General features: G+C 62.8%; 27 protein-coding genes. 17 read left to right on the forward strand and 10 right to left on the reverse strand.

Annotated features, from left to right (window positions below):
- Positions 1 to 31: 31 nt before the first annotated feature.
- The gene (locus NKI21_RS15790) at positions 32 to 772 is read right to left on the reverse strand and encodes an ATP-binding cassette domain-containing protein (RefSeq protein ID WP_013530854.1); all 741 of its coding nucleotides are present in this window, start codon (positions 770 to 772) and stop codon (positions 32 to 34) included.
- A 466-nt stretch (positions 773 to 1,238) separates the two neighbouring features.
- Between NKI21_RS15790 and NKI21_RS15795 the strand changes: the two genes are divergently transcribed.
- Positions 1,239 to 2,228, forward strand: a complete 990-nt coding sequence (locus NKI21_RS15795; RefSeq protein WP_023813244.1) for a sugar-binding protein — start codon at positions 1,239 to 1,241, stop codon at positions 2,226 to 2,228.
- Between the two features lie 198 nt (positions 2,229 to 2,426).
- A complete protein-coding gene (locus NKI21_RS15800) occupies positions 2,427 to 3,209 on the forward strand; it encodes a FadR/GntR family transcriptional regulator (RefSeq protein WP_023813243.1) in 783 nt (260 codons plus the stop codon).
- Positions 3,210 to 3,233: 24 nt separating this feature from the next.
- Here the strand turns inward: NKI21_RS15800 and NKI21_RS15805 are convergent, their stop codons facing one another.
- Positions 3,234 to 4,172, reverse strand: a complete 939-nt coding sequence (locus tag NKI21_RS15805) for an NAD(P)-dependent oxidoreductase (protein WP_023813242.1) — start codon at positions 4,170 to 4,172, stop codon at positions 3,234 to 3,236.
- 119 nt (positions 4,173 to 4,291) lie between these two features.
- Between NKI21_RS15805 and NKI21_RS15810 the strand changes: the two genes are divergently transcribed.
- Together NKI21_RS15810 and NKI21_RS15815 are read left to right on the forward strand one after the other, a co-directional pair.
- Positions 4,292 to 5,188 (forward strand): NAD-dependent epimerase/dehydratase family protein, encoded by an 897-nt coding sequence (locus tag NKI21_RS15810; RefSeq protein ID WP_023813241.1) that lies wholly within the window; start codon positions 4,292 to 4,294, stop codon positions 5,186 to 5,188.
- 101 nt (positions 5,189 to 5,289) lie between these two features.
- Entirely contained in the window at positions 5,290 to 6,066 is a 777-nt protein-coding gene (locus tag NKI21_RS15815; protein WP_023813240.1) for a FadR/GntR family transcriptional regulator, read from the forward strand.
- A 12-nt stretch (positions 6,067 to 6,078) separates the two neighbouring features.
- On the opposite strand, the gene NKI21_RS15820 is transcribed toward NKI21_RS15815, so the two are convergent.
- Positions 6,079 to 6,369, reverse strand: a complete 291-nt coding sequence (locus tag NKI21_RS15820) for a DUF3175 domain-containing protein (protein ID WP_031213606.1) — start codon at positions 6,367 to 6,369, stop codon at positions 6,079 to 6,081.
- Between the two features lie 170 nt (positions 6,370 to 6,539).
- On the opposite strand from NKI21_RS15820, the gene NKI21_RS15825 reads away from it, so the two are divergent.
- The 7 genes from NKI21_RS15825 (at position 6,540) to NKI21_RS15855 (ending at position 14,542) form a co-directional block, all read left to right on the forward strand.
- Positions 6,540 to 7,769 (forward strand): MFS transporter, encoded by a 1,230-nt coding sequence (locus NKI21_RS15825; RefSeq protein WP_023813238.1) that lies wholly within the window; start codon positions 6,540 to 6,542, stop codon positions 7,767 to 7,769.
- Between the two features lie 177 nt (positions 7,770 to 7,946).
- Complete coding sequence (gene gntR, locus NKI21_RS15830; protein ID WP_023813237.1) at positions 7,947 to 8,975, forward strand: HTH-type transcriptional regulator GntR; 1,029 nt, start codon at positions 7,947 to 7,949, stop codon at positions 8,973 to 8,975.
- A 301-nt stretch (positions 8,976 to 9,276) separates the two neighbouring features.
- Positions 9,277 to 10,404, forward strand: coding sequence for a sugar ABC transporter substrate-binding protein (locus NKI21_RS15835; protein WP_023813236.1), 1,128 nt, complete (start codon positions 9,277 to 9,279; stop codon positions 10,402 to 10,404).
- 79 nt (positions 10,405 to 10,483) lie between these two features.
- Entirely contained in the window at positions 10,484 to 12,031 is a 1,548-nt protein-coding gene (locus NKI21_RS15840; protein ID WP_023813235.1) for a sugar ABC transporter ATP-binding protein, read from the forward strand.
- Positions 12,028 to 13,008: an ABC transporter permease gene (locus tag NKI21_RS15845; protein ID WP_127295462.1), complete on the forward strand. Its 981-nt coding sequence runs from the start codon at positions 12,028 to 12,030 to the stop codon at positions 13,006 to 13,008. The genes NKI21_RS15840 and NKI21_RS15845 overlap by 4 nt, the downstream gene beginning before the upstream one ends.
- A complete protein-coding gene (locus NKI21_RS15850) occupies positions 13,005 to 13,991 on the forward strand; it encodes an ABC transporter permease (protein ID WP_127295464.1) in 987 nt (328 codons plus the stop codon). Before NKI21_RS15845 ends, NKI21_RS15850 begins: the two co-directional genes overlap by 4 nt.
- Positions 13,992 to 13,993: 2 nt before the next feature.
- Positions 13,994 to 14,542 (forward strand): gluconokinase, encoded by a 549-nt coding sequence (locus NKI21_RS15855; protein ID WP_352866233.1) that lies wholly within the window; start codon positions 13,994 to 13,996, stop codon positions 14,540 to 14,542.
- On the opposite strand, the gene NKI21_RS15860 is transcribed toward NKI21_RS15855, so the two are convergent.
- On the reverse strand, positions 14,537 to 14,767 hold the full coding sequence (locus NKI21_RS15860; protein WP_023813231.1) for a hypothetical protein: 231 nt from the start codon (positions 14,765 to 14,767) through the stop codon (positions 14,537 to 14,539). The two genes, NKI21_RS15855 and NKI21_RS15860, sit on opposite strands and share 6 nt — an antisense overlap.
- 113 nt (positions 14,768 to 14,880) lie before the next feature.
- The gene (locus NKI21_RS15865) at positions 14,881 to 15,786 is read right to left on the reverse strand and encodes a LysR family transcriptional regulator (RefSeq protein WP_352441166.1); all 906 of its coding nucleotides are present in this window, start codon (positions 15,784 to 15,786) and stop codon (positions 14,881 to 14,883) included.
- Between the two features lie 118 nt (positions 15,787 to 15,904).
- On the opposite strand from NKI21_RS15865, the gene NKI21_RS15870 reads away from it, so the two are divergent.
- Together NKI21_RS15870 and NKI21_RS15875 are read left to right on the forward strand one after the other, a co-directional pair.
- A complete protein-coding gene (locus NKI21_RS15870; RefSeq protein ID WP_127295470.1) occupies positions 15,905 to 16,327 on the forward strand; it encodes a DoxX family protein in 423 nt (140 codons plus the stop codon).
- Between the two features lie 73 nt (positions 16,328 to 16,400).
- Entirely contained in the window at positions 16,401 to 17,138 is a 738-nt protein-coding gene (locus tag NKI21_RS15875; protein ID WP_352441165.1) for an NmrA family NAD(P)-binding protein, read from the forward strand.
- Positions 17,139 to 17,359: 221 nt separating this feature from the next.
- Here the strand turns inward: NKI21_RS15875 and NKI21_RS15880 are convergent, their stop codons facing one another.
- Together NKI21_RS15880 and NKI21_RS15885 are read right to left on the reverse strand one after the other, a co-directional pair.
- The gene (locus NKI21_RS15880) at positions 17,360 to 17,809 is read right to left on the reverse strand and encodes an RrF2 family transcriptional regulator (protein WP_023813227.1); all 450 of its coding nucleotides are present in this window, start codon (positions 17,807 to 17,809) and stop codon (positions 17,360 to 17,362) included.
- A gap of 256 nt (positions 17,810 to 18,065) precedes the next feature.
- Positions 18,066 to 19,052, reverse strand: coding sequence for a sulfate ABC transporter substrate-binding protein (locus tag NKI21_RS15885; protein WP_023813226.1), 987 nt, complete (start codon positions 19,050 to 19,052; stop codon positions 18,066 to 18,068).
- 253 nt (positions 19,053 to 19,305) lie between these two features.
- Here NKI21_RS15885 and NKI21_RS15890 point away from each other — a divergent pair, with 253 nt between their 5' ends.
- From NKI21_RS15890 to NKI21_RS15905, 4 genes are all read left to right on the forward strand, one after another.
- Complete coding sequence (locus NKI21_RS15890) at positions 19,306 to 19,587, forward strand: type II toxin-antitoxin system TacA family antitoxin (RefSeq protein WP_352441164.1); 282 nt, start codon at positions 19,306 to 19,308, stop codon at positions 19,585 to 19,587.
- Positions 19,587 to 20,072, forward strand: a complete 486-nt coding sequence (locus NKI21_RS15895; RefSeq protein ID WP_128303536.1) for a GNAT family N-acetyltransferase — start codon at positions 19,587 to 19,589, stop codon at positions 20,070 to 20,072. Before NKI21_RS15890 ends, NKI21_RS15895 begins: the two co-directional genes overlap by 1 nt.
- Positions 20,073 to 20,227: 155 nt before the next feature.
- Positions 20,228 to 20,500, forward strand: a complete 273-nt coding sequence (locus NKI21_RS15900; RefSeq protein ID WP_023813223.1) for an AbrB/MazE/SpoVT family DNA-binding domain-containing protein — start codon at positions 20,228 to 20,230, stop codon at positions 20,498 to 20,500.
- Positions 20,501 to 20,899 carry a type II toxin-antitoxin system VapC family toxin gene (locus NKI21_RS15905; protein ID WP_023813222.1) on the forward strand — a complete coding sequence of 133 codons (399 nt, stop codon included), beginning with the start codon at positions 20,501 to 20,503 and terminating at the stop codon, positions 20,897 to 20,899.
- Positions 20,900 to 20,914: 15 nt separating this feature from the next.
- Here NKI21_RS15905 and NKI21_RS15910 read toward each other — a convergent pair whose 3' ends face one another.
- The 3 genes from NKI21_RS15910 to cysT are packed head-to-tail and all read right to left on the reverse strand — an operon-like array spanning position 20,915 to position 23,697.
- On the reverse strand, positions 20,915 to 21,955 hold the full coding sequence (locus tag NKI21_RS15910) for a sulfate/molybdate ABC transporter ATP-binding protein (protein ID WP_023813221.1): 1,041 nt from the start codon (positions 21,953 to 21,955) through the stop codon (positions 20,915 to 20,917).
- 13 nt (positions 21,956 to 21,968) lie between these two features.
- Entirely contained in the window at positions 21,969 to 22,853 is an 885-nt protein-coding gene (gene cysW / locus NKI21_RS15915) for a sulfate ABC transporter permease subunit CysW (RefSeq protein WP_127270916.1), read from the reverse strand.
- Entirely contained in the window at positions 22,846 to 23,697 is an 852-nt protein-coding gene (cysT, locus tag NKI21_RS15920; protein WP_013530875.1) for a sulfate ABC transporter permease subunit CysT, read from the reverse strand. The genes cysW and cysT overlap by 8 nt, the downstream gene beginning before the upstream one ends.
- Positions 23,698 to 23,715: the final 18 nt, after the last annotated feature.

A 23,715-nucleotide genomic window follows, 5' to 3' on the forward strand; every position in this document is an offset into this window, starting at 1 on the left:
CATCTGCTGTGCGTGGTGAAATTCGCTGAAATCAAACCTGTTCGATGGCGCCGGTGATCAGCCCGGTGACTTCCTCGGGCGAGCTCGACGCAATCGTCTTGTCGGCGACCTTGCGGCCGCGCCGCATGACTATGACGCGGTCGGCGACGGTGAAGACGTCAGGCATTCGGTGACTGATCAGCACGACGGCAATGCCTTGATCGCGCAAATGGCGGATCAGGTTCAGCACTTCGGCGACCTGGCGCACCGAGATAGCGGCCGTCGGTTCGTCCATCAGCACGATCTTGGCCTGCGACAGCATGGTGCGGGCGATCGCCACCGCTTGGCGCTGGCCACCCGACATCTGCTTGACGAGATCGCGCGGACGGGTCTCGGACTTCAATTCGGCGAAGAGCTGGCCGGCACGCTTGTACATCGAGGCATAGTCGAGGATGCGGAACGGCCCGACGCCGCGCCGCAACTCGCGGCCGAGATAGACGTTGGCGGCGGCGGTCAGATTGTTGCAGAGCGCAAGGTCCTGGTGGACGATCTCGATGCCGTGCTGGCGGGCTTCCGCCGGCTTGTGCAGGATCAATTCCTTGCCGTCCATGTGCATGGTGCCATGGCTCGGGCGGAAATTGCCGGCGATCATCTTGACCAGCGTCGACTTGCCGGCGCCGTTGTCGCCCATGAGGCCGACCACCTGTCCGGGCTCGATCGACAGCGACACGTCGTTGACGGCCTGGATGGCGCCGAAATGCCTTGAGATGTTGGTGAGTTCGAGAACCGCCACCAGCCTTTGCCTCCCCGTGATTTGCGACCTGCTGCTGTTCCCGGCGTGGATGCCGACGCTGCTTTGGCCTCGCTCTCCCCGGCTCCTCCCGAAGACGGCGTTAGCGTTCTTTTACGCAAAAGCCGGCGCACGTCAATCAATTGTCGGACGAATTGGGCCAGGACTATTTTAAAAATCCGTTTTGTAGGACAAATAGCATTGACGTTGGCGCCAAGCCGATATTAGCTAAGCGTCGGAGGAGATTATGCCGATCTCCGCTGGCGGTTCGCCGGCCGGAATCGGCGGAGGTTTGACGGCCCAAGATCAAGCGGCACCTGTGTGTGAGTTGATCTGAAGCCGAATCTGGAAATGCTTATCGATCTGTCCTGGCGACACGAGCGCTCGCGAAACGACCCTCGGTCATCACGCATCCGGTCGATCTGTATGGCGGGCACGCCGTGTCCGTTTGTTTCAAGGGAGGACTGACATGAGGAAAACACTTTTGCTCGCCGCCGTCGCCGCAATGGCGTTGGGTGCCGGGCCGGCTTTGGCCAAGAAACAGCTCGTCATTGTCGTGAAAGGTCTCGACAATCCGTTCTTCGAGGCCATCCACCAGGGCTGCGAGAAATGGAACAAGGAAAACGCCAGCTCGGAGTATGAATGCTTCTACACCGGTCCGGCGTCGACTTCGGACGAGGCCGGCGAGGCGCAGATCGTCCAGGACATGCTGAGCAAGGCCGACACGGTCGCGATGGCGATCTCGCCGTCCAACGCGCCGCTGATCGCGCAGACGATCAAGAGCGCCAATCCGACGATCCCGATCATGACGGTCGATGCCGATCTCAGCAAGGAAGACGCAGGTCTTCGCAAGACCTATCTCGGTACCGACAATTACCTGATGGGCAAGAAGATCGGCGAGTACATCAAGAAGGGCAAGCCGAATGGTGGCACGATCTGCACCATCGAAGGCAACCCGGCAGCCGACAACATCCTGCGCCGTGCGCAAGGCATGCGTGACGCACTGTCGGGCAAGGAAGGCCTTGCCGCACTTGCGGGTGAAGGTGGTTGGACCGAAGTTCCCGGCTGCCCGGTGTTCACCAATGACGATGGCGCCAAGGGCGTGCAGGCGATGACCGACATCCTCGCCGCCAACCCCAAGCTGGACGCCTTCGGCATCATGGGCGGCTGGCCGCTGTTCGGCGCGCCGCAGCCCTACCGCGATCTGTTCGGGCCGCTCAAGGACCGGATCGCCAGCAACGACTTCGTCATCGGCGCCGCCGACACGATCGGCGACGAAGTGGCGATCGCTCGTGACGGCCTTGTAACGGCTCTGGTCGGCCAGCGGCCGTTCGAAATGGGCTACAAGGCACCGTCGGTGATGATCGACCTGATCGAAGGCAAGGCGGTCGCCGATCCGGTGTTCACCGGCCTCGACGAGTGCACCAAGGATACGGTCGACACCTGCATCCAGAAGTAGGTTCTCGATTTCGGGGCGCCCGGTTGCGGGCGCCCCGTCATTCCTGAACGGAAGCGGTAATTCCCGAACGGACGCAATAGTTGGGGCAATCGGCTCCGGCTTTGCCGCGCCCGTGATCTGGATTTTTCGGCAACGAGATCGGCGCCCGTACGGTTCGGACCAGTCCGGACGACAGACGGTCGACGCATTGGAACGTGGATGCCGGACGAGAAGTCAAGCAAGCGAACCGACCTAACCAAGGCACAAGCGAGCCACGGTCCGGCTGTCATGCGGAAGGCTGGTGCCGCGCATTTTGCGGGGGCGAGCGTCCATGTCTCGTTGGCCGGCGAGATTGGCCTGCGGATCGTGCGTGGCGACTATCCGCCCGGCACCATCCTGCCCAACGAGTCCAAATGGGCCGAGATCTTCAATGTCAGCCGTTCGGCGGTGCGCGAAGCCATCAAGATGCTGATGGCGAAAAGCCTGTTGGCCTCACGCCCCAAGATCGGCAGTTGGGTCGAGCCGAAGGAGCGCTGGAACCTGCTCGACCGCGACGTTCTGGCCTGGTACGCGACGGCGCCCGACCGCGAGGCGTTCCTGCGAACCGTGCAGGAGTTTCGTCATATCATCGAGCCGGAAGCGTCGGCCTTTGCCGCCATGCGGCGCAGCGACGAGCAAATGGCGGAAATCAGCCAGGCCTGCCGCGACATGGGCGAGGCCTTGAGCCTGCAGGAGCGTATCCGCGCCGATACGCGCTTTCATCTGGCCATCCTGCGCGCTTCCGGCAACGACCTTCTGGTGCCGCTCGGCGTGCTGATCGAATCGGCGCTCGACCATCTCTTCGCATTCACGACACAGCAGGTCGCCGATCAGCGCCAGGCGCAGAAGCTGCATGAGGCGATCGAAAAGAACATCCGCCTGCAGCGCCCAGCCGCTGCGCGCAACGCCGTGCACAAGCTGCTTGCAGATACCGACGATGGGATAGGGCGGTGGCGGCGGTGATCGGCGCCGGCGTTGGGCAATCGGTTAAATGGTCTGTTTCTTGCCATCCTTCATCGGCATCAGGTCGACACCGTTCACCCCAGCGATATGCGTCGCCAGCATCGGTACGAATTGCTCGGCCGGGCCGGTTGCATGGGCACCGGCGAAGGAGTTCTTGGTGGCGTTGCCGAGCGGGTTGGCAATGCCGGCCGCACCCGCCATCGATTCCAGATAGGTCAGGTCCTTGAAGGCATTGGCGATGGTGAATTTGTGCGCGTCGCGGTCACCTTCCAGCGTCCAGCGCATGAAGGTCTGGTAGAAGCCGCAATCCATGCGGCCATTGCGAATGACGCTGTCGAAGCGCGGCGGCGAGATGCCGACCTTCTCAGCCAGTGCCAGTGCCTCGGAATATATCGCTGCGTAGCCAAGCGAGATGAAATTGTTGAGCAGCTTCATGCGATGGCCATCGCCGGTGTCGCCGATATGGACGATGCGGCCGGCCCAGGTTTCGATCACCGGTTTCACCCTGGCAAAAAGGGCGTCCGGCGCGCCGACCATGGCGTCGAGCGTGCCTTCCCAGGCTTCCTTCGGCGTGCGGCTGAGCGGCGCGTCGACAAAATCGATGCCGAGCGCCTTAAGTTCCGCTGCCAGCGCCACCGTCGAGACCGGATCGGAGGTCGAGCAGTCGACGACGACCGAGCCCTTTTTCAAGCCCTCCTTGAGGCCGCCGGGGCCGCGAATGATGGCTTCGACCTCGCGCGAACCGGTGACGCAGATGAAGACGATATCAGATGCCGCCGCCACATCGCGCGAGGTCGATGCTTCCGTGGCGCCGCGGCCAAGCAGGTCTTCCGCCGGTTTGCGGTTCTTGCGGCCGAGGAAGGTCAGACTGTAGCCCTTGTCGACGATGTTCTTGGCGATCCCGTGGCCCATCAGGCCAAGCCCGATGAAGCCGATCTTTTCGCGCGCGGCAGTCGTGTTCATGTCTTCAAGTCCTGTTCCAATGATTGATGTCAGGCGCTGCCGTTTTGCAGGCGAGGGTGGTTGCAGATGGCGATATTGTCTGACAATACACATAAATCCCTGAGGATGTGGAGAGCAAAATGACAAAACGGATCATGTTCACCGGCGGCAGCGGCAAGGCCGGACGCCATGTCGTCCAGTATCTGGTCGAGCAAGGCTGTCAGGTGCTCAACATCGACACCAGGCCGCTCGACAATCCCAAGGTGCGCACGCTGATCACCGACATCACCGACAGCGGGCAGGTGTTCAACGCGCTGTCGAGCTATATGGGCCTGCATGAATTCGACCCCTCGCTGCGCCCGCAGCCGGTCGATGCGGTGGTGCATTTCGCCGCCATCCCGCGCATCATGATCACCACCGACAACGAGGTGTTCCGCATCAATGCGCTCGGCACCTACAATGTCATCGAGGCGGCGGTGAAGCTCGGTATCCGCAAAATTATCATCGCCTCCAGCGAGACGACTTATGGGCTTGTGTTCGCCAACGAGCCGCGCGATCCCAAATATTTCCCGCTCGACGAGGAGTATGACGTCGACCCGATGGACAGCTATGCTTTGTCCAAGGTCGTCAACGAGAAGACGGCGCGGGCCTTCGCCCAGCGCAACGGCACCGACATTTATGCCCTGCGCATCGGCAACGTCATCGAGCCGCACGAATATTCACTGTTTCCGAAATGGTTCGCCGATCCGGGTTTCCGCAAGCGCATCGCCTGGAGCTATGTCGACGCGCGCGACCTTGGCCAGATCACGCTGCGCGCCATCGAGAAGGACGGCCTCGGCTATCAGGTGATCAACGCCGCCAATGACGACACCTCATCCGACCTGCCGACTGCCGAACTCCTGAAGCGGTTCTACCCCGGCGTGCCGGTGAAGGCCGAGCTCGGCGAATACGAGACGCTGCTGTCGAACCGCAAGGCGCGCGACGTGCTGGGCTTCCGCCCGGAGCATAGCTGGCGCAAATACGTCAAGCAGGACTGATCCGCGAAGCAATCGAGCTGATCTGTGCACAGCGGGCGGCTTTGCGGTGCAAGCCGCTTGCCGCGCTTGACAGCCTGCTTAATACGGACTTTCTGGAACCCATGCGGGACGCGAAGCCGAACAAGGAAAAATCGTTGGGGAAAGCGGCCTCCGGGGACCGTCCGGGCGGCGTTCGCCGGGCGGACGCCGCCCGTATTCCTGGCTCCAGCGTCCACGCCTCGCTGGCCAGCGAAATTGGCCTCAGGATCGTGCGCGGCGACTATCCGCCTGGTACCATCCTGCCCAATGAAGCGAAATGGTCGGAGACCTTCAGCGTCAGCCGCTCGGCGGTGCGCGAGGCGATCAAGATGCTGATGGCCAAGAGCCTTTTGGCCTCACGTCCCAAGATCGGCAGCTGGGTCGAGCCGAAGGAACGCTGGAACCTGCTCGATCGCGATGTGCTTGCCTGGTACGCGACGTCGCCGGATCGCGAAGTGTTCCTCAAGACGGTGCAGGAATTCCGCCACATCATCGAGCCGGAAGCGACCGCGTTTGCCGCCATGCGAAGAACCGACGAGCAGATGGCCGAGATCAGCCTGGCCTGCCGGGAGATGGGAGAGGCGACGAGCCTGCAGGAGCGGACCCGCGCCGACACGCGCTTCCATCTTGCCATCCTGCGGGCTTCGGGCAACGACCTGTTGGTGCCGCTCGGCGTACTGATCGAATCCGCCTTCGATCACCTCTTTGCCTATACGACGCGGGAGATCGACGATCTCAACCACGCGCAGAAGCTGCACGAGGCAATCGAGAAGAACATCCGCCTGCAGCGCCCCGACGCGGCGCGCAATGCAGTGCGCAAACTGCTCGCCAACACAGACGGCGTCATCCGCGCCCGGTAGGGCCGGCCGCCGCTAATCATCCTTGTCACGTCCGAAGGCGCTGCGCAGTTCATCCTTGGCGTCCTCAAGCACTTTTTTGCGCGCGGCAGGCAAGTTCTTGCCGGCGCGGTTGATGTAGAAGTTCAGCATCGACATGGCCGACTGGAACGGCTCGGCCTTGCGCCGGTGGCTGTGTTCGGCGGATCGCTTGAGCGAGGCGGCGATCTTCCTGGCGTCGTCGGATTCGAAGACGTGATCCTCAAGATCCATCGCGTCGCTGTGCTCGGTCACCTCGGCCGACCATTTTTTCCTGGTGGCGGTCATCGCAGGACTCCTCTGCAGGGTAGGCTGCCAGGAAACTCCGCACATCGGCATCGGTTCCGCCCTGGCTCTGGAGCCACGGATTTGCCAGCTGTGGCGCTGCTGCGACCCGAGAATGCGCCGATAGTGGCGCAAACGGCAGCCGATCTCCGAGACCGCCGACAGGAAACGCCTTGACCCGAACCGACAGCATCCAGCCCGGCCCCGGCATCGACAGCTCCTATGCCTGGATGCGGCTTGCCATCTCGATGCTGCTGGCGACGATCGGCGCCGTCGGAATGTGGGCAGTCGTCGTCGTGCTGCCCGCGGTGCAGGCCGAGTTCGGCGTCGACCGCGCAGCGGCGTCCATGCCTTATACTGCGACCATGGTCGGCTTTGCCGCCGGCAACGTGCTGGTCGGCCGCGCCATCGACCGGATGGGATACTGGATCCCGGCGCTGCTCTCTTCGATTGCGCTTTCCGCCGGCCTGCTTCTCGCGGCGCTGTCGACCTCGATCCTGCAATTCACGCTTGCCCAAGGAGTGCTGATCGGTATCGGCACGTCGGTGATCTTCGGGCCGCTGATCGCCGATATCTCGCACTGGTTCAACCGCCGGCGCGGTGTCGCGGTGACCGCGGCGGCCGCCGGAAACTACCTCGCCGGAGCGATCTGGCCGACCATCATGCCGACGCTGATAAAGGCGGAAGGCTGGCGCTTCACTTATGCCGCCATCGGCATCTTCTGTCTGGTGACTATGGTGCCGCTGGTGCTGATGCTGCGGCGCGGTGCCCCAGTTGCGGCTGCCGCCGGTTCGCCCGGAAGCCGGCCGGTGCAGTCGATGCCGCTGTCGCCGGCGGCGTTGCAGGTGCTGCTGGTCGTCGCCGGCCTCGGCTGCTGCGTGGCGATGTCGATGCCGCAAGTGCATATCGTCGCCTATTGCATGGACCTTGGCTACGGCGTCGCACATGGCGCCGACATGCTGTCGATCATGATGGCAGGCGGCGTCGTCAGTCGGCTGGCATCGGGCTTTCTCGCCGACCGCATCGGCGCGGTGTGGACACTGATGATCGGCTCGGTGCTGCAATGCCTGTCGCTGCTGTTCTACATCCCATTCGACGGGCTTGCCTCGCTCTATGTGGTGTCGCTGGTGTTCGGCCTGTCGCAGGGCGGTATCGTGCCTTGCTACGCGATCATCGTGCGCGACTACATGCCGGCCAAAGAGGCTGGCCAGCGTATCGGCATCGTCTTGATGGCGACGATCTTCGGCATGGCGATCGGCGGCTGGATGTCGGGCTGGATCTACGATTTGACCGGCTCCTATGCGGCTGCGTTCCTCAACGGCATCGCCTGGAATTTGCTGAACATACTGGCGATCGGGCTGCTGTTGTGGAAGGCACGGCGCAGCACAGCCGTGATGGCCTGAGCTCACCCTGCCCAATGGTCCGGGAGCTGCGCGGCTTGACAACCACCCAAGGCTGCGCGACGCCGGAAGGCGGATGGGTGCGGCAACAGGCCGATTTGGCATGACGACGGTGGCAAAGACCCTGAATATGGTTCTAAAGGCGCTTGGCTGCACAAGCCCGTCGCCAGGAGTGCGCCCTTGACCAAGCCGCGCTCGCGCCGGGGCGGCGGCCGCCCTACCATCGCGGATGTCGCGCGCAAGGCCGGCGTTGGTGCGATCACCGTGTCGCGCGCCCTGCGCGAGCCGGAGCGTGTGTCCGAAGAGCTGCGCCGCCAGATCCAGGCCGCCGTCGACGAACTGGGCTATGTGCCGGACCCGAATGCCCGGGCCCTGGCCTCGGCGCGCGCGGAGGTGTTCGGCGTGCTGGTGCCGTCGCTTACCAACAACGTCTTCGCCGAGGTGGTGCGCGGCATCTATGACAGCCTGTCGGCCAGCCCCTTCCGCATCCAGCTTGGCAACACCCACTATTCCGGCCTCGAGGAAGAGCGGCTGCTGCAGGTGTTCGGTTCGCAACGGCCGGCAGCGTTGATCGTCGCCGGCATCGATCAGACACCGGCTTCGCGAAAGCTGCTGGAAAGTGCCGGCTGCCCTGTGGTGCAGGTCATGGAAACGGGTCCCGATCCGGTCGACATGATGGTCGGCTTCTCGCATCTGGATGGCGGCAGGGCGGCGAGCGAGCATCTGATCGAGGCGGGCTATCGCCGCATCGGCTTCATCGGCGCGCGCATGGATCCGCGTTCGCAGCGGCGCCTTGCCGGCTATCGCGCGGCGATGGAGGCCGCGGGCCTGTTCGACCCGCGCCTCGTCACCACTACGCCGGTGCTGTCCAGCGTCTCGCTCGGCCGCGAGATGTTCCGCGATGCGCTGGCCAAGGTGCCGACACTCGACGGTGTCTTCTGCAACAATGACGATATCGCGCTCGGCGTCTTGTTCGAATGCCATCGCGCCTCGATCGCGGTACCGAAGACGATCGGCATCGTCGGGTTCAACGATCTCGACATGATGCAGGTGGCGTTTCCTTCGGTCACCAGCATCCGCACCCATCGTTATGAGATCGGCCGGCGTGCCGTTGCCATGGCGCTTGCGGCGATCGCCGGCAACAGACCGGAGCAACGGATCGTCGACCTCGGTTTCGAGCTCAAGCGCCGCGAGAGCACGGCGCGTTGAAACGCACAGGAGCGACTGTGCAAATGCCGGTTTACACGCCAATTTGGTAGCGCTACCATTTCCCGCAGGCAGGTGCATAAACGACAGGGCGTACCTGTTTATTATACATAAGCGACAACTAATACTTGTTTATTATGGATAATATGATAGTTTTCGTACCGCTGGGGGCGACAAGGGAGGAACCGGGTCGGCCACCACGGGCGGCCAAGGACGCGCATGGCGAGGCGGGAGGTGCCGGTCCATCGCGCGAAAATTCGCGTTGCGAAACGAACAATCTGAACTGCAATCGGGAGGATTATCGATGATCAAGTCACTTGTTGGTGGCGTCGTTGCCGCCACTGCATTCGTCATGCTCAATTCGGCCGCCATGGCCGCCGGACCCGAAATCGTGTCGGGTCCCGCCGCTCAGGCGGACTGTTTCGCGCCGTGGAGCGCGGAGACCAAATTCTTCAAATATCCCAAGAAGGAAGGGCCGTTCCGCATCGCCTTTGCCAATGGCTATATCGCCAATACCTGGCGCATCCAGATGGTGCAGACGGCCAAGGCCTACGCCGCACAACCTGAAGTCAAAGCCAAGATCAAGGAATTCAAGGTCGTCTCGACGGGCGAGGACGTGCCGGCACAGATCTCGGCGATCAACAATTTCATCGATTCCGGCTATGACGCCATCGTCACCGACGCCCAGAACCCGACGGCCTTCGGTCCGGTCATCAAGCGCGCCAAGGAAGCCGGCATCGTGCTGGTCGCCTTCGACAACATCCTCGACACCAAGGACGCCATCAACGTCAATGTCGATCAGAAGGGCCTTGGCGAATTGTGGGCCAAGTGGCTGGTCGCCAAGATTCCGAACGGCGGCAAGATCCTGGAAGTGCGCGGCGTCGCCGGCACCTCGGTCGACACCGATCGTCACAACGGCATCCACGAGGTCTTCGACGCGTCCGGCAAGAAGTGGGACGTGACCGAAGTCGCCGGCAAATGGGATGACGGCGTGGCACAGAAAGTGACCGCGGATGCGATCGCCACCAACGGTCCGTTCGACGGCATCACCGGGCAGGGCGGCGACACCGGCATCGTGCAGGCGATGATCGACGCCAAGCATCCGTTCGTGCCGTTTGGCGGCGAGACCGAGAACGGCTTCCGCAAGTTCTGCGCCGCGCATTCGGCCGACGGGCTGAAGTGCTCGTCCGCAGGCTCGGGTCCGGCTCAGGTCGCCGTCGCCATCAAGACCGCGATCGCCGCACTCGAAGGCGAGGTTGTGCCACAAGAGGTGAAGCTGCCGCTGGCGATCGCCGAAGACCCGAACTTGAAGGAAGGCACGGATTATTTCCCCAAGGAATCCGATAATTTCTTCGTCGGCAATTCCTTCCCGACCTGCGGCATCAATTTCAGCGCCCAGGAAATCATGGGTCAGACCAAGGAAAACCAGTAAATCATCGCTGGCTGTCACCTGGCGCCGCGGCTTTAGCCGCGGCGCTTGTCTCAATCCCACAATCGCCCTGGGAGGGCCGATGGACGGTGCGGCTCCGCTCTTTCGTATGGAAGGCATATCCAAGCGCTATGGCGGCGTACGGGCGCTGGAGAAGGCCGAGCTTGTCGTCGAAGCCGGCAGCATCCACGCCATTCTCGGTGAAAACGGCGCCGGCAAATCGACGCTGATCAAGGTTATGGCAGGTGTCGTGGCGCCCGATGAGGGCCGCATGACGCTGGACGGGCGCGAGGCGACCTTCGCTTCTCCGGGGGCCGCCAACAAGGCCGGCATCGTCTGCATCTTCCAGGAACTGTCGCTGGTCCCTGAGCTCAGCGTGGCCGACAACATCGTCATTTCCGATCCGCCCAAACGCTTCGGCATGATCGACCGCAAGGCGCAGCGCCGCATCGCCGAAGAAGCACTTGCTCGCGCCGGCGCCGCCGACATCCACCCGCTGGCGCTGGTCAAGGACCTGCCATTGTCGCGCCGCCAGATGGTCGAGATCGCCAAGGCATTGGCACGCAAGCCGCGCATCCTCATCCTCGACGAAGCCACCTCCGCGCTGACCGCCGCGGATGTCTCGAAGATCTTCGCGGTGCTCAAGCGGCTGCGCTCGGAAGGGCTGGCGCTGCTTTACATCTCGCACCGCATGAACGAGATCGCCGAACTGGCGGATCAGTGCACGGTGTTCCGCAACGGCCGCAATGTCGCCAGCTATGCAGCCGGCTCGAAGAGCGACAATGAGGTGGTCGAACTGATGATCGGCCGCGAATACAGCCATATCTTTCCGCCCAAGCCGGCGGCCGTGCCTGCCACCGCGGCCCCCAGGCTCGAGGCCCGCAAGCTCTCATGGGCCGACCGGCTGCACGATATCTCGCTGACCGTCAGGGCAGGTGAGGTGGTCGGCCTTGGCGGCCTCGACGGCCAGGGCCAGCGCGAATTGCTGCTCGCCTTCTTCGGCGTGCTGCGGGGCCTCAGCGGCCAGATCCTGATCGACGGCAAGTCTGTCTCGATCACCAGTCCATCCGTTGCGCGCGACGACGGCATCGGCATGGCGCTCATTCCCGAGGACCGCAAGACCGAAGGGCTGATGCTGCCGATGACGGTGCGCGAGAACCTGTCGTTCGCGGCGCTCGACCGGCTGTCGAAAGCCGGCATCATCGATCGCGCCGCCGAGCAGCGGCTGATCGACGACATGGTCGGCCTCTTGGCGATCAAGACGGCGGGCCTCGACATTCCGGTCGGCGCGCTTTCGGGCGGCAACCAGCAGAAAGTGGTCATCGCCAAATGGCTGATGCGCCAGCCGCGCATCATCCTGCTCAACGATCCGACGCGTGGCATCGACGTCGGCACCAAGCAGGAGTTGTACCAGCTGATGCGCAAATTGGCCGACGCGGGTGCGGCGATCCTGTTCTACTCGACCGATTATGACGAACTGATCGGCTGCTGCGACCGCGTGCTGGTGCTCTATGACGGGGCGGTCAAGCGCGAGTTGGTCGGTGCCGAGATCACCGAACGGGCGCTGATATCAAGCGCGCTCAACATCCATGGCGAGGAGAGCCCAGTGGGCCTGGGAGCAAGCGCGTGAAAGATTGGCGCTACTGGCTGGCCGAGCAGCGCGGAACGCTGCTGGCGTTCGGCATCTTCATCGTCATGTTCGTCATCTACACCTCGAACCATCCGGCGGGCTTCACCGCCAATGTCGTGCAGACGGCGTCGAACAAGGGTGTGCTGCTCGCCTTTGTCGCCATGGCGCAGACGCTGGTGGTGATCACCGCCGGCATCGACCTGTCCGTCGGCATGATCTTCCTTTTGACCAACTGCCTGGCCTCCTGGCTGGTGGTCGGCACGCCGATGCAGACGACGCTCGGTGTCATCGCCGTGCTGGCGGTAGGGCTGCTGTGCGGCGCGATCAACGGCGCCATCGTCATCTATGGCCGATTGCAGCCGATCGTCGCCACCATTGCCACGGGGGCCGTCTATTACGGCATCGGCCTTTTGCTGCGGCCATTCCCGGGCGGCTCGGTCAATGAGGATCTGGCCGATGCGCTGACCGGCCGTGTGTTTGGCGTGGTGCCGGCGAGCCTGGTCGTCCTGCTGGCCGTCGTGCTGGTGATCTGGGTGCCGTTCAGCCGCTCGGTGCTCGGCCGCGCCGCCTACGCGGCAGGCTCATCGGAGACGGCGGCCTACATGTCGGGTGTGCCGATCCGGCGCGGCAAGTTCGCCGCCTACACGCTGGCCGGCCTGCTGGCGGCGATCGGCGGACTGTTCCTGACCTTCTTCACCTATACGGGTGAAGCGGCCTATGCCAGCGGCAACTCCTACACGCTGTTTTCGATCGCCGCCGTGGTGCTCGGCGGCGTTTCGCTGTTCGGCGGCAAGGGCAGCGCGATCGGCGCCATCTTCGGCGCACTGGCCTTCCGCACCATCGGCGACCTGTTGTTCGTCTTCGATTTCGATCCGCTCTGGCAGCCGCTGTTCCAGGGCGTTATCCTGCTGGTCGCCGTCAGCCTCGGCGCCTTCGCCCTGTTTCGGGTCCGCAACCGGCTGGAGTGGTTCCTGTGAGCGAAACGACGCTTGGCGGCATTGCCGGCCGCATGCCCAGATTCATCCGCCGTGCCGATCCGGCGGTGCTGACGGCCTTTGCCTGCATCGTTCTCTTGCTGTTCCTGGGCAGCCTCTATTCCAGAAGCTTCCTGTCGCCTGAATATCTTCTGCAGCAGCTCAAGGTGGCTTCATTCCTCGGCGTCATCGCCACCGGGATGATGCTGGTCATCCTGCTCGGTCAGATCGACCTGTCGGTGCCGTGGGCGGTGGCGGCGGGCGCCATGATGGCCTGCGCTGCGGCGGCGTACGGCCCGGTCGGCGTGGCGCTGGCCATTCCGTTCGGTATTTTCTGCGGCATGCTGATCGGCGTCGTCAACGGCATCGGCGTCGCCTATCTGCGCATCCCCTCGATGATCATCACATTGGCCACCAACGCCGTCGCGCAAGGGCTGATGGTGGTCTACACCGGCGGCTTCTCGCCGCAGGATTCGGCGACGGGCGCGATGCGCTACCTGGCGACCGGCTTCGCCATTCCGGGCGTGCCCAACGCGGTCATCATCTGGGCGCTGATCGGAGCCGCGATGGTGTTCGTGCTGACCCGTACCAGCTTCGGCCGCACCGTCTACGGCATCGGCAACCGCGAGCGCGCGGCCTATCTCTCCGGCATCGATACGCGGCGCGTGGTGATGATCGCCTTCGCCGTCTCCGGCGGGCTCTCGGCTTTCGGCGGCGTGCTTCTGGCGGGCTATGCCTCCAAGGCGGCGCAGTCGATGGGCGACGCTTATCTGCTGCCGTCGATCGCCGCGGTGGTGCTTGGCGGCACCTCGATCCTGGGCGGACGCGGCTCTTATCTCGGCACTGTCGCCGGTGTCATCCTGATCACGCTGCTGCAGTCCATCCTCTCCGTCATGCAGATGCCGGAGGCGGGGCGGCAGATCATCTATGGCGTCGTCATTGTCGCCATGCTGTTGCTCTACGGCCGCGCGCCGGCAAGCCGCTGACAGTGGACGAAAAGGCAGCACAGGCGCCAGCGGGCGCTCCCGGCTCGGTGCCTCCGGCCATCGTGGTGATGGGCGTCGCCGGCTGCGGCAAGTCGGCCGTCGGTATTGCGCTGGCGGCCGCGCTGGGCGTTACCTTCATCGAGGGCGACAGGCTGCACCCGCCGGAAAACGTCGCACGCATGGCAAGCGGCGAACCGCTTACCGATCAACTGCGCGAAGGCTGGCTCAACGCGATCGGCGAGCGCATCGCGGAGTCGGTGGGCGGCGGACAGGGCGTGGTTGCCGCCTGCTCGGCACTGAAGCGCAGCTACCGCGAACGGTTGAGCGGCTTCTGCCCGGAAATCGTCTTCCTCTATCTGGAGATCGACCCTGCCACGGCCAGGCAGCGTGTCGGCAACCGCAAGGGCCATTTCATGCCGGCAAGCCTGGTCGACAGCCAGTTCGCCATCCTCGAGCCGCCGGCAGTGGAGGAGCGGGCCCTGACGCTCGATGCGACGCGCCCGGTCGGTGAGCTCGTCGCTGCCGCGGTCCGACTGATACGCCGGTCATGAACTTTCATCGTCAGTGCCGATGCCGGTGCTGTCCTGGGCCTCGGTCAGCCGCTGCCGGCGGGACCACGTCAGCATCTGCTCGGGGTAGAGCCTCAGCGCCTCCAGCAGGCGGTCACGCTTGAGCAGGATGTAGTGAGCCTGCACGGCCATGTTCTTGGCGCCATCCCTGGCGGTGTCCGTTGCCGGGGTGACAGACGCCTCCGGCGCCAGCGCGGGGCTGAGCACGGCCCGGTACTCATGTCCGTGCTTGAGCCGGCGCCCGCGACGCCGGACCGCCGATCGGCAGACACAACTTCAGAAATGTTGATTTCGAGGGTCGGACGAAGATATTCGTGTCGCTATTCCATATATGGCGTCAGCACATCTTCGATCCATTTCATGAATGCGCGGACTCGGCGCGACAGATTGCTCCGATGCGCAACGACGAGGGACACGGCGAGCGCCCGGCGACGAAAATCGGGTATGATCTCGACAAGCGCTCCACTCTCCAAGTATCGGCCAATGCCCAAGAGTGGCGCCTGAATCACACCAAGGCCGGCGAGGGCGGCGGCTTCGTAGGTCTGCGCGCTGTTGACGTGTAGCCCACCTGGCAACTGAAGCGTCGCGTAGCTGTCGCCGTCCGGATATTCCCATCCATAGGGTCTCGCGCCCAGCACCGTCGAAAAGTGAATTGTCCTATGTTCCTGACGCTGGAGATCTTCCAGCGACCGAGGGACGCCATGGCGCGCCAGATAGGCGGGGCTGGCAGCGTTGGCCATGCGCAACAGGCCCAGTGGGCGGGCAATCAGCGTCTCGTCCCGAATGGGTCCAAGCCGCAATACACAATCGAACCCCTCTTGAACCAGATCGACTTGCCGATCCGTACTCGACACCTCCAGCTCCAACTCGGGGTGCGCCGCCATGAAATCCGGCAAGGCCGGCACGATCGTTGTGCGCGCCACTTCGGTTGGAAGGTCGACCCGCAAACGCCCGCGAAGTGCCACGCGATCGCCGGCGAACATCGAGTGCAGATCATCGACTTCAGCAAGCAGATCGCGGGCACGGGCATGAAATGCGCGTCCGTCTTCCGTCAACCGCACGCTGCGCGTCGTCCGGTGCAGGAGCCTGACACCGAGATCTTCTTCCAGCTTCCGGACCGCCGTTGAGGCTCTCCCCTTTTGGATGCCCAGGCTGTCGGCTGCGCGGGTGAAGCTCCCCATTTCCGCTACCGTTATGAAAATGAGGATGGGTTCGAGATTTTGCATTTTCGTGCCCCGGTATTGTTTCCCGAAAAGAGAACAGTCGGTTCATTTCCTCGGTGTTTATCACGTCTTGGGGCACAGTAAGCTTGGAACATGGGATCTTCCCAATGGAGAATGACAAGTGTCGGAAACCGTGAACCTGCATCAGACACCTGAAACTATGACCTTGCATCGCGCCCTGTGGGCCGGCCGGATAATGAGCGCGTTTGTCGTTATCGCTTTGATGGCAGACGGCACTGTTCAGCTTTTCGCGCCGGCACGGATCGCGAGCATGTTGCAGGAAACCGGGTTCGCGATGGACCTGACCCGTGTCGTGGGTCCGATCATACTCGCCTGCGCCATCCTCTATGCCATCCCGGTCACCGCCGTCCTCGGCGCGATCCTGGTGACTGGCTTTCTGGGAGGTGCCATCTGCGCCCATCTCCGCATCGGTGAGTTGGGGTCGCCGCCGGAAATCATTTCCCTGCTTCTGGGCGCGATGACCTGGGGCGGCCTCTATCTGCGCGATCCCCGTATCCGGGCCATTCTGCCGCTCATCCATTGAACCAACAGGGGCAGCTCTGTCCCTAAACATCAGGAGAAAACACATGTTCTTAGTAATGGGAATCACGGGAAACGTGGGCGGCGCGACGGCAAGGCATTTGCTAGCGCAAGGCAAGAAGGTGCGCGCGCTGGTTCGCGACCGCGAGAAGGCGTTGAGCTGGGCGAACCGGGGCGTGGAGCTCGTTGACGGCGATTGGAACGATTCGGCAGCCATCGAGCGAGCGCTCGAAGGCGTCGAAGGCGCGTTCGTCATGCTGCCCCCTGTCTGGGCGCCTTCGCCCGATTACAAGGAAGCAAAGGGCGTGATTGCAAGCTATGTCGAGGCGCTCACCAAGACAGCGCCGCCGCGAGTGGTTGCGCTTTCGTCTATGGGGGCGAACAGAACCAGCGGGCACGGGGTAATCGCGGCCTTGTCCCTTCTGGAGCAAGGTTTTCGCGACCTGACATCGCCAGTTGCTTTTGTGCGCGCAGGCGGATTCTTCGAGAATTTTCTTTTCGGGTTGCAGGTCGCGCAGGGCGGAACGCTGCCGGCTTTCTACAATCCGACAAACCGGAAATCGACAATGGTCGCGACGAACGACATCGGCGCGGAATTCGCAACGCTTTTGACCGGGCCAATGTGGTCAGGGCAGCGCATCGTCGAGCTTGGTTCGATGGTCAGCGCGGACGACGTCGCCGAGCAATTGGGCGAAGTCCTGAATCTCGACGTGAAAGCCTTTGCAATCCCGCGTGCGGGTGGGCGGAAGCGCTCGAGCAATTCGGCATCCCGAAGGGCCACAGCGGACCTGCCGAAGAAATGTACGAGGCCGTGAATGCGGGATGGATGGACCTCGGTGTGGCGGGTACGGAGCACGTGGCGGGTACGACGTCCGCACGCGATGTATTCGAGGCTGCGTCCAATTTGAACGGGTAGGCCAAACTGTATGGGGTTCTCCTGTGATTTCAGGTCTTCGCAACCCGGGATTTGGAGAACTCCCTCTTCAATGGAAGAATCTCATGTCTGTCTGAGCGCGGTCAGCTTGCAGTCGGTGGTTTAGATCTGCGACGTCAGCTCGACCGGAAAATCGTCATTGTCCGCATCGCGCATGGCGGCGAGGCTGCGATTGTCCAGCACCTCGGCGATAGCCTGCCGCACCTCCAGCATCATGTGGCGGACCTGGCAGGTCGCCTCGTCGCAATCCTCGCAGCGCTGATACTGCGTGCGGCTGGCGCAAGGGATCGGCGCCAGCGGCCCGTCAAGCACGCGCACGACATGGCCGATCTTGATTTCGGAGGCCAACCGGGCAAGGCGGTAGCCGCCTTCCTTGCCTTTGCGGCTCTGGACGAAGCCGGCATTGCGCAACTCGCCCAGGATGGCATCGAGGAATTTCTTCGGGATATTGTTGGCCACAGCGATGTCATTGACGAAGGCCAATTGGCCGGCCGGCAGGCCAGACAGATGCACGAGGGCCTTGAGGCCGTATTTGCCTTTTTTTGTCAGCATGCCCAGATCAACCCATAAAAGCCCCAACCACTCGCATCTGCCGACTGTTTGTGTGCAAATAATGACGTCTTCGCCCTGCGATGATGTTTCGCAAACAGCCACCAAATTGCACGTTAGGCATAAACGCGTTGATTCTTTGTAACGTTTTGCACTGAGAAGGCGGATATTCTGCTGATAACCAGGTTTTCGGCGTTCAAAAACGAAAAAAGCCGGCAGGGCGCCGGCTTTTCCGTCTACTCCGCAGATATCGCGGCCTTCAGCGGCTGCCGTAGGTCTGGTCGAGCAGGCCGCCAGCGGCGAAATGCTCTTTCTGTACTTTGTCCCAGCCGCCGAAGACGTCTTCCACCGTCAGCAGCCGGATATCGGGGAAATCGGCCTTGTATTTTGCCGCCACAGCGGCGTCGCGGGCTCTGAGGCCGTTGCGGGCGGCGATGTCCTGGCCCTCCGGCGTGTAGAGGAAGTCGAGATAGGTCTTGGCCAGATCGCGCGTGCCGTGCTCGTCGGCAACCTTGTCGACGATCGCGACGGGGAATTCGGCCAGCAGGCTGACCGAAGGCGTGACCTGCTCGAACTTGCCGTCGCCATACTCCTTGCGAATACCGCGCGTCTCCGACTCGAAGGTGATCAGCACATCACCGATCTCGCGCTGCACGAAGGTGGTGGTCGCGGCGCGGCCGCCGGTGTCGAAAATCGGCACGTTGTTGAACAGCTTGGTGATGAACTCCTTCACCTTGGCGTCGTCGCCCTTGAAGGCCTCCTTGGCGTAGGCGGTGGCCGCCAGATAGGTGTAGCGCGCATTGCCGGAGGTTTTCGGATTGGGGAAGATCACCTGCACGTCGTCGCGCACGAGATCGTTCCAGTCCTTGATATGCTTGGGGTTGCCGGCGCGTACCAGGAAGGACGGCAGCGAATAGAAGGGCGAGGCGTTGTCGGGAAAGTTCTTCTGCCAGTCTGCCGACACGAGGTCCTTCTTGACCAGGAAGTCGATGTCGGTGACCTGGTTGAAGGTAACGACATCGGCGCCAAGGCCCTCGGCGATGGCGCGCGCCTGCGCCGAAGTGCCGGCATGCGACTGGTCGACGGTGACGCCCGGATGCTGAGCGATGAAAGCCTTGTTGACCTGCACGAACAGTTCGCGGCCGACATCATAGGATGCGTTGAGCAGTTTGTCAGCCGACCAGGCCGGGGAGGATGCGAGGAACAGGCCGGCGACGGTGGCAAGCCCGAGGAAAAATCGCTTCATGAAAACAGGCTCCGATGCAATGTGTTTATGGTCGGACCATAGCCGGGGTGCGTGGTGTGCGACGAGGCATGGGTCCGGGGATCAATGCATCGCTTCTAGAAAACCTATCCCCGGAATAGAAGGTTCGTAGTTTTTTCTTTCAAGTGCGACTTCGCCTCGGTGGACGCCGATCGTTCCAATTCGTTTGACTGTTCCGAAAAAAGATACACATTGTGTATGCAGGTGTGCTACGGGAGCGACAAGGAGCGCTGCCATGACAAAGACCACACCCGAGACCCACGCCAAGCCTGTCAATCTGCGCATCCGAGAGGATGTGCGCATATTGATCGACCGTGCTGCGAAAATACGCGGGAAGACCCGCTCCGACTTTATGGTCGATGCTGCATATCGTGCGGCCGAGGACACGCTGCTCGACCAGGCACTGATCAAGATGGATCCCGAGAGCTATCGGCACTATCTCGACATCCTCGATGAGACGCCAAGCGGTGAAGGTTTTGCACGCCTTATGAACGTGCCCAGGCCGTGGCAGGGATGATACTATCGGCGCCCGCGCCTCTGGCCGAAAATCACGATCTCGACCTTTTTCGAAGCGGGACGGAAAGTCTCGACCAATGGCTTCGCCTGAGGGCGCGAGCCAACCAGGTCAGCGGCGCGTCGCGTACCTATGTGGTGGCGGAAGACGCGCGCGTTGTCGGTTATTCCTGCCTCTCTTCGGGCGGGCTTGATCTCGCGCAGGCACCCGGCGCCATTCGTCGCAACATGCCTGATCCCATTCCGATGGTCGTGCTCGGGCGTCTTGCCGTCGACGCGGGCTGGCAAGGCAAGGGGCTGGGTGCCGCGCTGCTGCAAGACGCCGTTTTACGGGCAGGTCGCGCCGCGACGATCCTCGGGATTCGCGGGATATTTGTTCATGCCATATCGGATGAGGCGAAAGCCTTTTACGAACACTACGGTTTTGCGGCTTCGCCGAAAAACCCAATGACCTTGGTGCTGTCGCTGAAAGGCGTGACGAAAGGATAGTCGTGTCGCTCGAAGCATGAATTAAGCCGACCGCCATCAGACCGAAACGTTCCGGGGTGCGATGGCAGGCGATGTCTCCTGTGCCGAGTTTTCCCGGGCCTTGCACCGTGGCGCTGTTTGGCATATACAAATGGCATATACAAAAGAGCTGCAACATGCCCCAGAACCGTCATTCAACAACGCCGCCCAAGGAGGCGAAGCTGTTTCGCAACAACCGCAGCCAGGCGGTGCGCATTCCTGTCGAGTTCGAGCTTCCCGGCGAAAAAGTCCTGATCAGCCGGGAAGGCGATCGTCTTGTCATCGAGCCGGTTCGCAAACCTGGCCTCACCGCGTTGCTCGCCCAGTGGGCGAAAGAGCCGCCGCTCGATCCTGAAGACGACTTCCCCGAGATCGACGACACGCCAGTCAAATCCGAGGACATTTTCTAGATGCGGTTCATGCTGGATACGAACATCATCAGCGACATGATCCGAAACCCGGCTGGCAAGGCCGCGAGGGCAATGTCGCGCGAGGGAGATGACGCGGTTTGCACCAGCATCGTGGTCGCCTCGGAATTGCGATATGGCTGCGCCAGGAAGGGATCGGCCAAGCTGCTCAAGAAGGTTGAAGACTTGCTGGCCGAGATTCCTGTCTTGCCGCTCGATGTGCCGGTGGATGCCGAGTATGGCGGACTTCGCGCCGAGCTTGAAGCGGCAGGCCAGACCATTGGCCACAACGATCTTTTTATTGCCGCTCATGCCTGTGCATTGGGCGCCACGCTGGTGACCGCCAACACGGGCGAGTTCAACCGGATCAAAGGCCTGAAGGTCGAGAACTGGCTGGCGTAGCCCTCGACCAGAGGATCAAGCCGCCGGAAAAAGTTTCCAGCGTCCGGGGCGAAACGCCACCCGGCTTTTCTGCGCCGCGGGGTGGTCGACGGGCAGTTCGATTTCGACCCGCTGGCGCTCTCCGCCGATCTCAAGCTCGACCCGGCGCGTGCCGGCGACGCGGCGGCTGGCGGCGACCGTGCCGGCGATACAGCCGCTGCAGCCGTCCAGCAGTTCGACATCATGCGGGCGGAAATAGAGCGTCGCATCGCCCGAGGGCTCGTTGGGCGCGGCAATCCCGATCGGACGGTCGGCGAGCCAGATCTCGCCATTCTCGACCTTGACGGGAAGCGAGCTTGATTCACCGATGAAGCCATAGACGAAGGGCGAGTTCGGCGTGTCGTAGATATCGTCGGCGGTGCCGACCTGCTCGATGCGGCCCTGGCTCATCACCACGACGCGGTCGGCAAGCTCCAGCGCCTCTTCCTGGTCGTGGGTGACGAAGACGGTGGTATGGCCGGTGGCGTCATGGATTTCGCGCAGCCAGCGGCGCAATTCCCGGCGCACCTGCGCGTCAAGCGCGCCGAACGGCTCGTCGAGCAGCAGCACCTTGGGCTCGATCGCCATGGCGCGCGCCAGCGCCACGCGCTGCCTCTGGCCGCCGGAGAGCTGCGCCGGATAGCGCTTTTCGAGCCCTGAAAGCTGGACGAGGTCCAGAAGCTCGGAGGCGCGACGGCGGATCTCCTGCGCCGGCGGGCGCGACGGTCCGTGCCGGACCTTCAGGCCGAAGCCGATATTGTCCGCCACCGTCATATGCCGGAACAGCGCATAGTGCTGGAAGACAAAGCCGACATTGCGCTCCTGGATCGACTTGTGCGAGGCGTCCTCGTCGCCGAAGAATATCTTTCCCCGTGTCGGCCGCTCCAGCCCGGCAATCAGCCTGAGCAGCGTCGTCTTGCCGGAACCGGACGGTCCCAGCAACGCGATCAGTTCGCCCGACTTGATGTCGAGCGAGACGTCGTGAAGCGCCGGAAACCGGTCAAACTCCTTGCGCACGTTGGCAACGCGAACTTCCATAGTGGTCCCTTTGTCAGTGCCCGCGTGTTGCGGCGATCTCGGCGCCGTAGCGCATCTCGAGAAGTGTTTTCAAGACCAGCGTGACGAGCGCCAGGCCCGCAAGCAATGAAGCGACGGCGAAGGCACCGACGGCGTTGTACTCGTTGTAGAGGATTTCGACATGCAGCGGCATGGTGTTGGTCAGGCCGCGTATGTGACCCGACACCACCGATACCGCGCCGAACTCGCCCATGGCACGCGCATTGCACAGGAGCACGCCGTAGAGCAGCCCCCATTTGACGTTGGGCAAGGTCACGTACCAGAAGGTCTGCCAGCCATTGGCGCCGAGCGAAAGCGCTGCCTCCTCGTCGCCATTGCCTTGTTCCTGCATCAGCGGGATCAACTCGCGGGCGACGAAGGGGAAGGTGACGAAGATTGTGGCCAGCACGATGCCCGGCACGGCAAACAGGATGACGATGCCATGCGCTTTCAGCCAGGTGCCGAGCAGCCCTTGGGCGCCGAACAGAAGCACATAAACGAGGCCCGATATGACCGGCGAGACCGAGAAGGGGAGGTCGATCAGCGTGGTCAGGAAGGCCTTGCCCTTGAACTCGAACTTGGCGATCGCCCAGGCGGCGGAGATGCCGAAGACGATGTTGAGCGGCACCGAGATCGCCGCCACCAGCAGCGTCAGCCGGATCGCCGAGCGGGTGTCGGCACTGCCGAGCGCTTCGGTGTAGGCACCGATGCCCTTGGCGAAGGCTTCGTTGAAGACGATGATCAGCGGCAAGAGCAGGAAAATGCCGAGGAAGGCGAAGGCGACGGCCATCAGAGCCAGGCGCGCAGGGCGGCTTTCCGTGACCGCCGCCGACTGGCTTTCATGATGCGGTTCGTAGGATTTGATCTCCGGGTCAGCCATAGCGCTTGCGGCTCCATGACTGTGCGAGGTTGACGACCAAAAGCATGATGAACGACAAAGCGAGCATGATCGCCGCGATCGCGGTTGCCGCCGGATAATTGTATTCCTCCAACCGAATAACGATCAGCAGCGGTGCGATTTCTGATTTGTAGGGCAAGTTGCCGGCGATGAAGATGACCGAGCCATATTCGCCGACGCCACGCGCGAAGGCGAGCGCGAAGCCGGTGACGATGGCCGGCGCCAGGCCCGGAAACAGGATGCGGGTGATGATCTGGAAGCGATTGGCGCCAAGCGTGGCGGCGGCTTCCTCCACTTCCTTGTCGATCTCCTCCATGATCGGCTGCACGGTGCGCACGACGAAGGGCAGGCCAATGAAGATCAGCGCGATGACGATACCGAGCGGCGTATAGGCTACCTTGATGCCGAGCGGCATCAGCAATTTGCCGATCCAGCCGTTCGGCGCGTAGAGCGTGGTCAGCGCGATGCCGGCCACAGCCGTCGGCAGGGCGAAGGGCAGGTCGACCATGGCATCGACGATGCGGCGGCCGGGGAAGCGGTAGCGCACCAGCACCCATGCGACCAGCGTGCCGAAGACGACGTTGACCGCAGCTGCGACGAAGGCGGTGCCGAAGCTGATTCTCAGCGCATTGATGGTGCGGCGATCGGTGGCGATCGCCCAGAATTCAGGCCAGCCAAGGGCGGCCGAGCGCCAGAGCAGCCCGGATAGCGGGATGAGGATAATGAGGGTGAGGTAGGCAAGCGAGAAGCCGAGCGTCAATCCGAAACCCGGAATTACGCTCGGCTGCCTGAATCGCCACCCCGCCTGGGCGGGTGCTGTGGTCATGTCGTCCTGAATATCGAC

This window comes from Mesorhizobium sp. M0715 (assembly GCF_040320355.1).
In the GTDB taxonomy this organism is placed as follows: domain Bacteria; phylum Pseudomonadota; class Alphaproteobacteria; order Rhizobiales; family Rhizobiaceae; genus Mesorhizobium.

Coding starts and splice junctions, on each gene's coding strand:
- NKI21_RS15795 (WP_023813244.1), top strand. CDS start 1,239: ATGAGGAAAACACTTTTGCTCGCCGCCGTCGCCGCAATGGCGTTGGGT.
- NKI21_RS15800 (WP_023813243.1), top strand. CDS start 2,427: ATGCCGGACGAGAAGTCAAGCAAGCGAACCGACCTAACCAAGGCACAA.
- NKI21_RS15805 (WP_023813242.1), bottom strand. CDS start 4,172: ATGAACACGACTGCCGCGCGCGAAAAGATCGGCTTCATCGGGCTTGGC.
- NKI21_RS15810 (WP_023813241.1), top strand. CDS start 4,292: ATGACAAAACGGATCATGTTCACCGGCGGCAGCGGCAAGGCCGGACGC.
- NKI21_RS15815 (WP_023813240.1), top strand. CDS start 5,290: ATGCGGGACGCGAAGCCGAACAAGGAAAAATCGTTGGGGAAAGCGGCC.
- NKI21_RS15820 (WP_031213606.1), bottom strand. CDS start 6,369: ATGACCGCCACCAGGAAAAAATGGTCGGCCGAGGTGACCGAGCACAGC.
- NKI21_RS15835 (WP_023813236.1), top strand. CDS start 9,277: ATGATCAAGTCACTTGTTGGTGGCGTCGTTGCCGCCACTGCATTCGTC.
- NKI21_RS15840 (WP_023813235.1), top strand. CDS start 10,484: ATGGACGGTGCGGCTCCGCTCTTTCGTATGGAAGGCATATCCAAGCGC.
- NKI21_RS15865 (WP_352441166.1), bottom strand. CDS start 15,786: ATGCAAAATCTCGAACCCATCCTCATTTTCATAACGGTAGCGGAAATG.
- NKI21_RS15880 (WP_023813227.1), bottom strand. CDS start 17,809: ATGCTGACAAAAAAAGGCAAATACGGCCTCAAGGCCCTCGTGCATCTG.
- NKI21_RS15885 (WP_023813226.1), bottom strand. CDS start 19,052: ATGAAGCGATTTTTCCTCGGGCTTGCCACCGTCGCCGGCCTGTTCCTC.
- NKI21_RS15890 (WP_352441164.1), top strand. CDS start 19,306: ATGACAAAGACCACACCCGAGACCCACGCCAAGCCTGTCAATCTGCGC.
- NKI21_RS15900 (WP_023813223.1), top strand. CDS start 20,228: ATGCCCCAGAACCGTCATTCAACAACGCCGCCCAAGGAGGCGAAGCTG.
- NKI21_RS15905 (WP_023813222.1), top strand. CDS start 20,501: ATGCGGTTCATGCTGGATACGAACATCATCAGCGACATGATCCGAAAC.
- NKI21_RS15910 (WP_023813221.1), bottom strand. CDS start 21,955: ATGGAAGTTCGCGTTGCCAACGTGCGCAAGGAGTTTGACCGGTTTCCG.
- cysW (WP_127270916.1), bottom strand. CDS start 22,853: ATGGCTGACCCGGAGATCAAATCCTACGAACCGCATCATGAAAGCCAG.
- cysT (WP_013530875.1), bottom strand. CDS start 23,697: ATGACCACAGCACCCGCCCAGGCGGGGTGGCGATTCAGGCAGCCGAGC.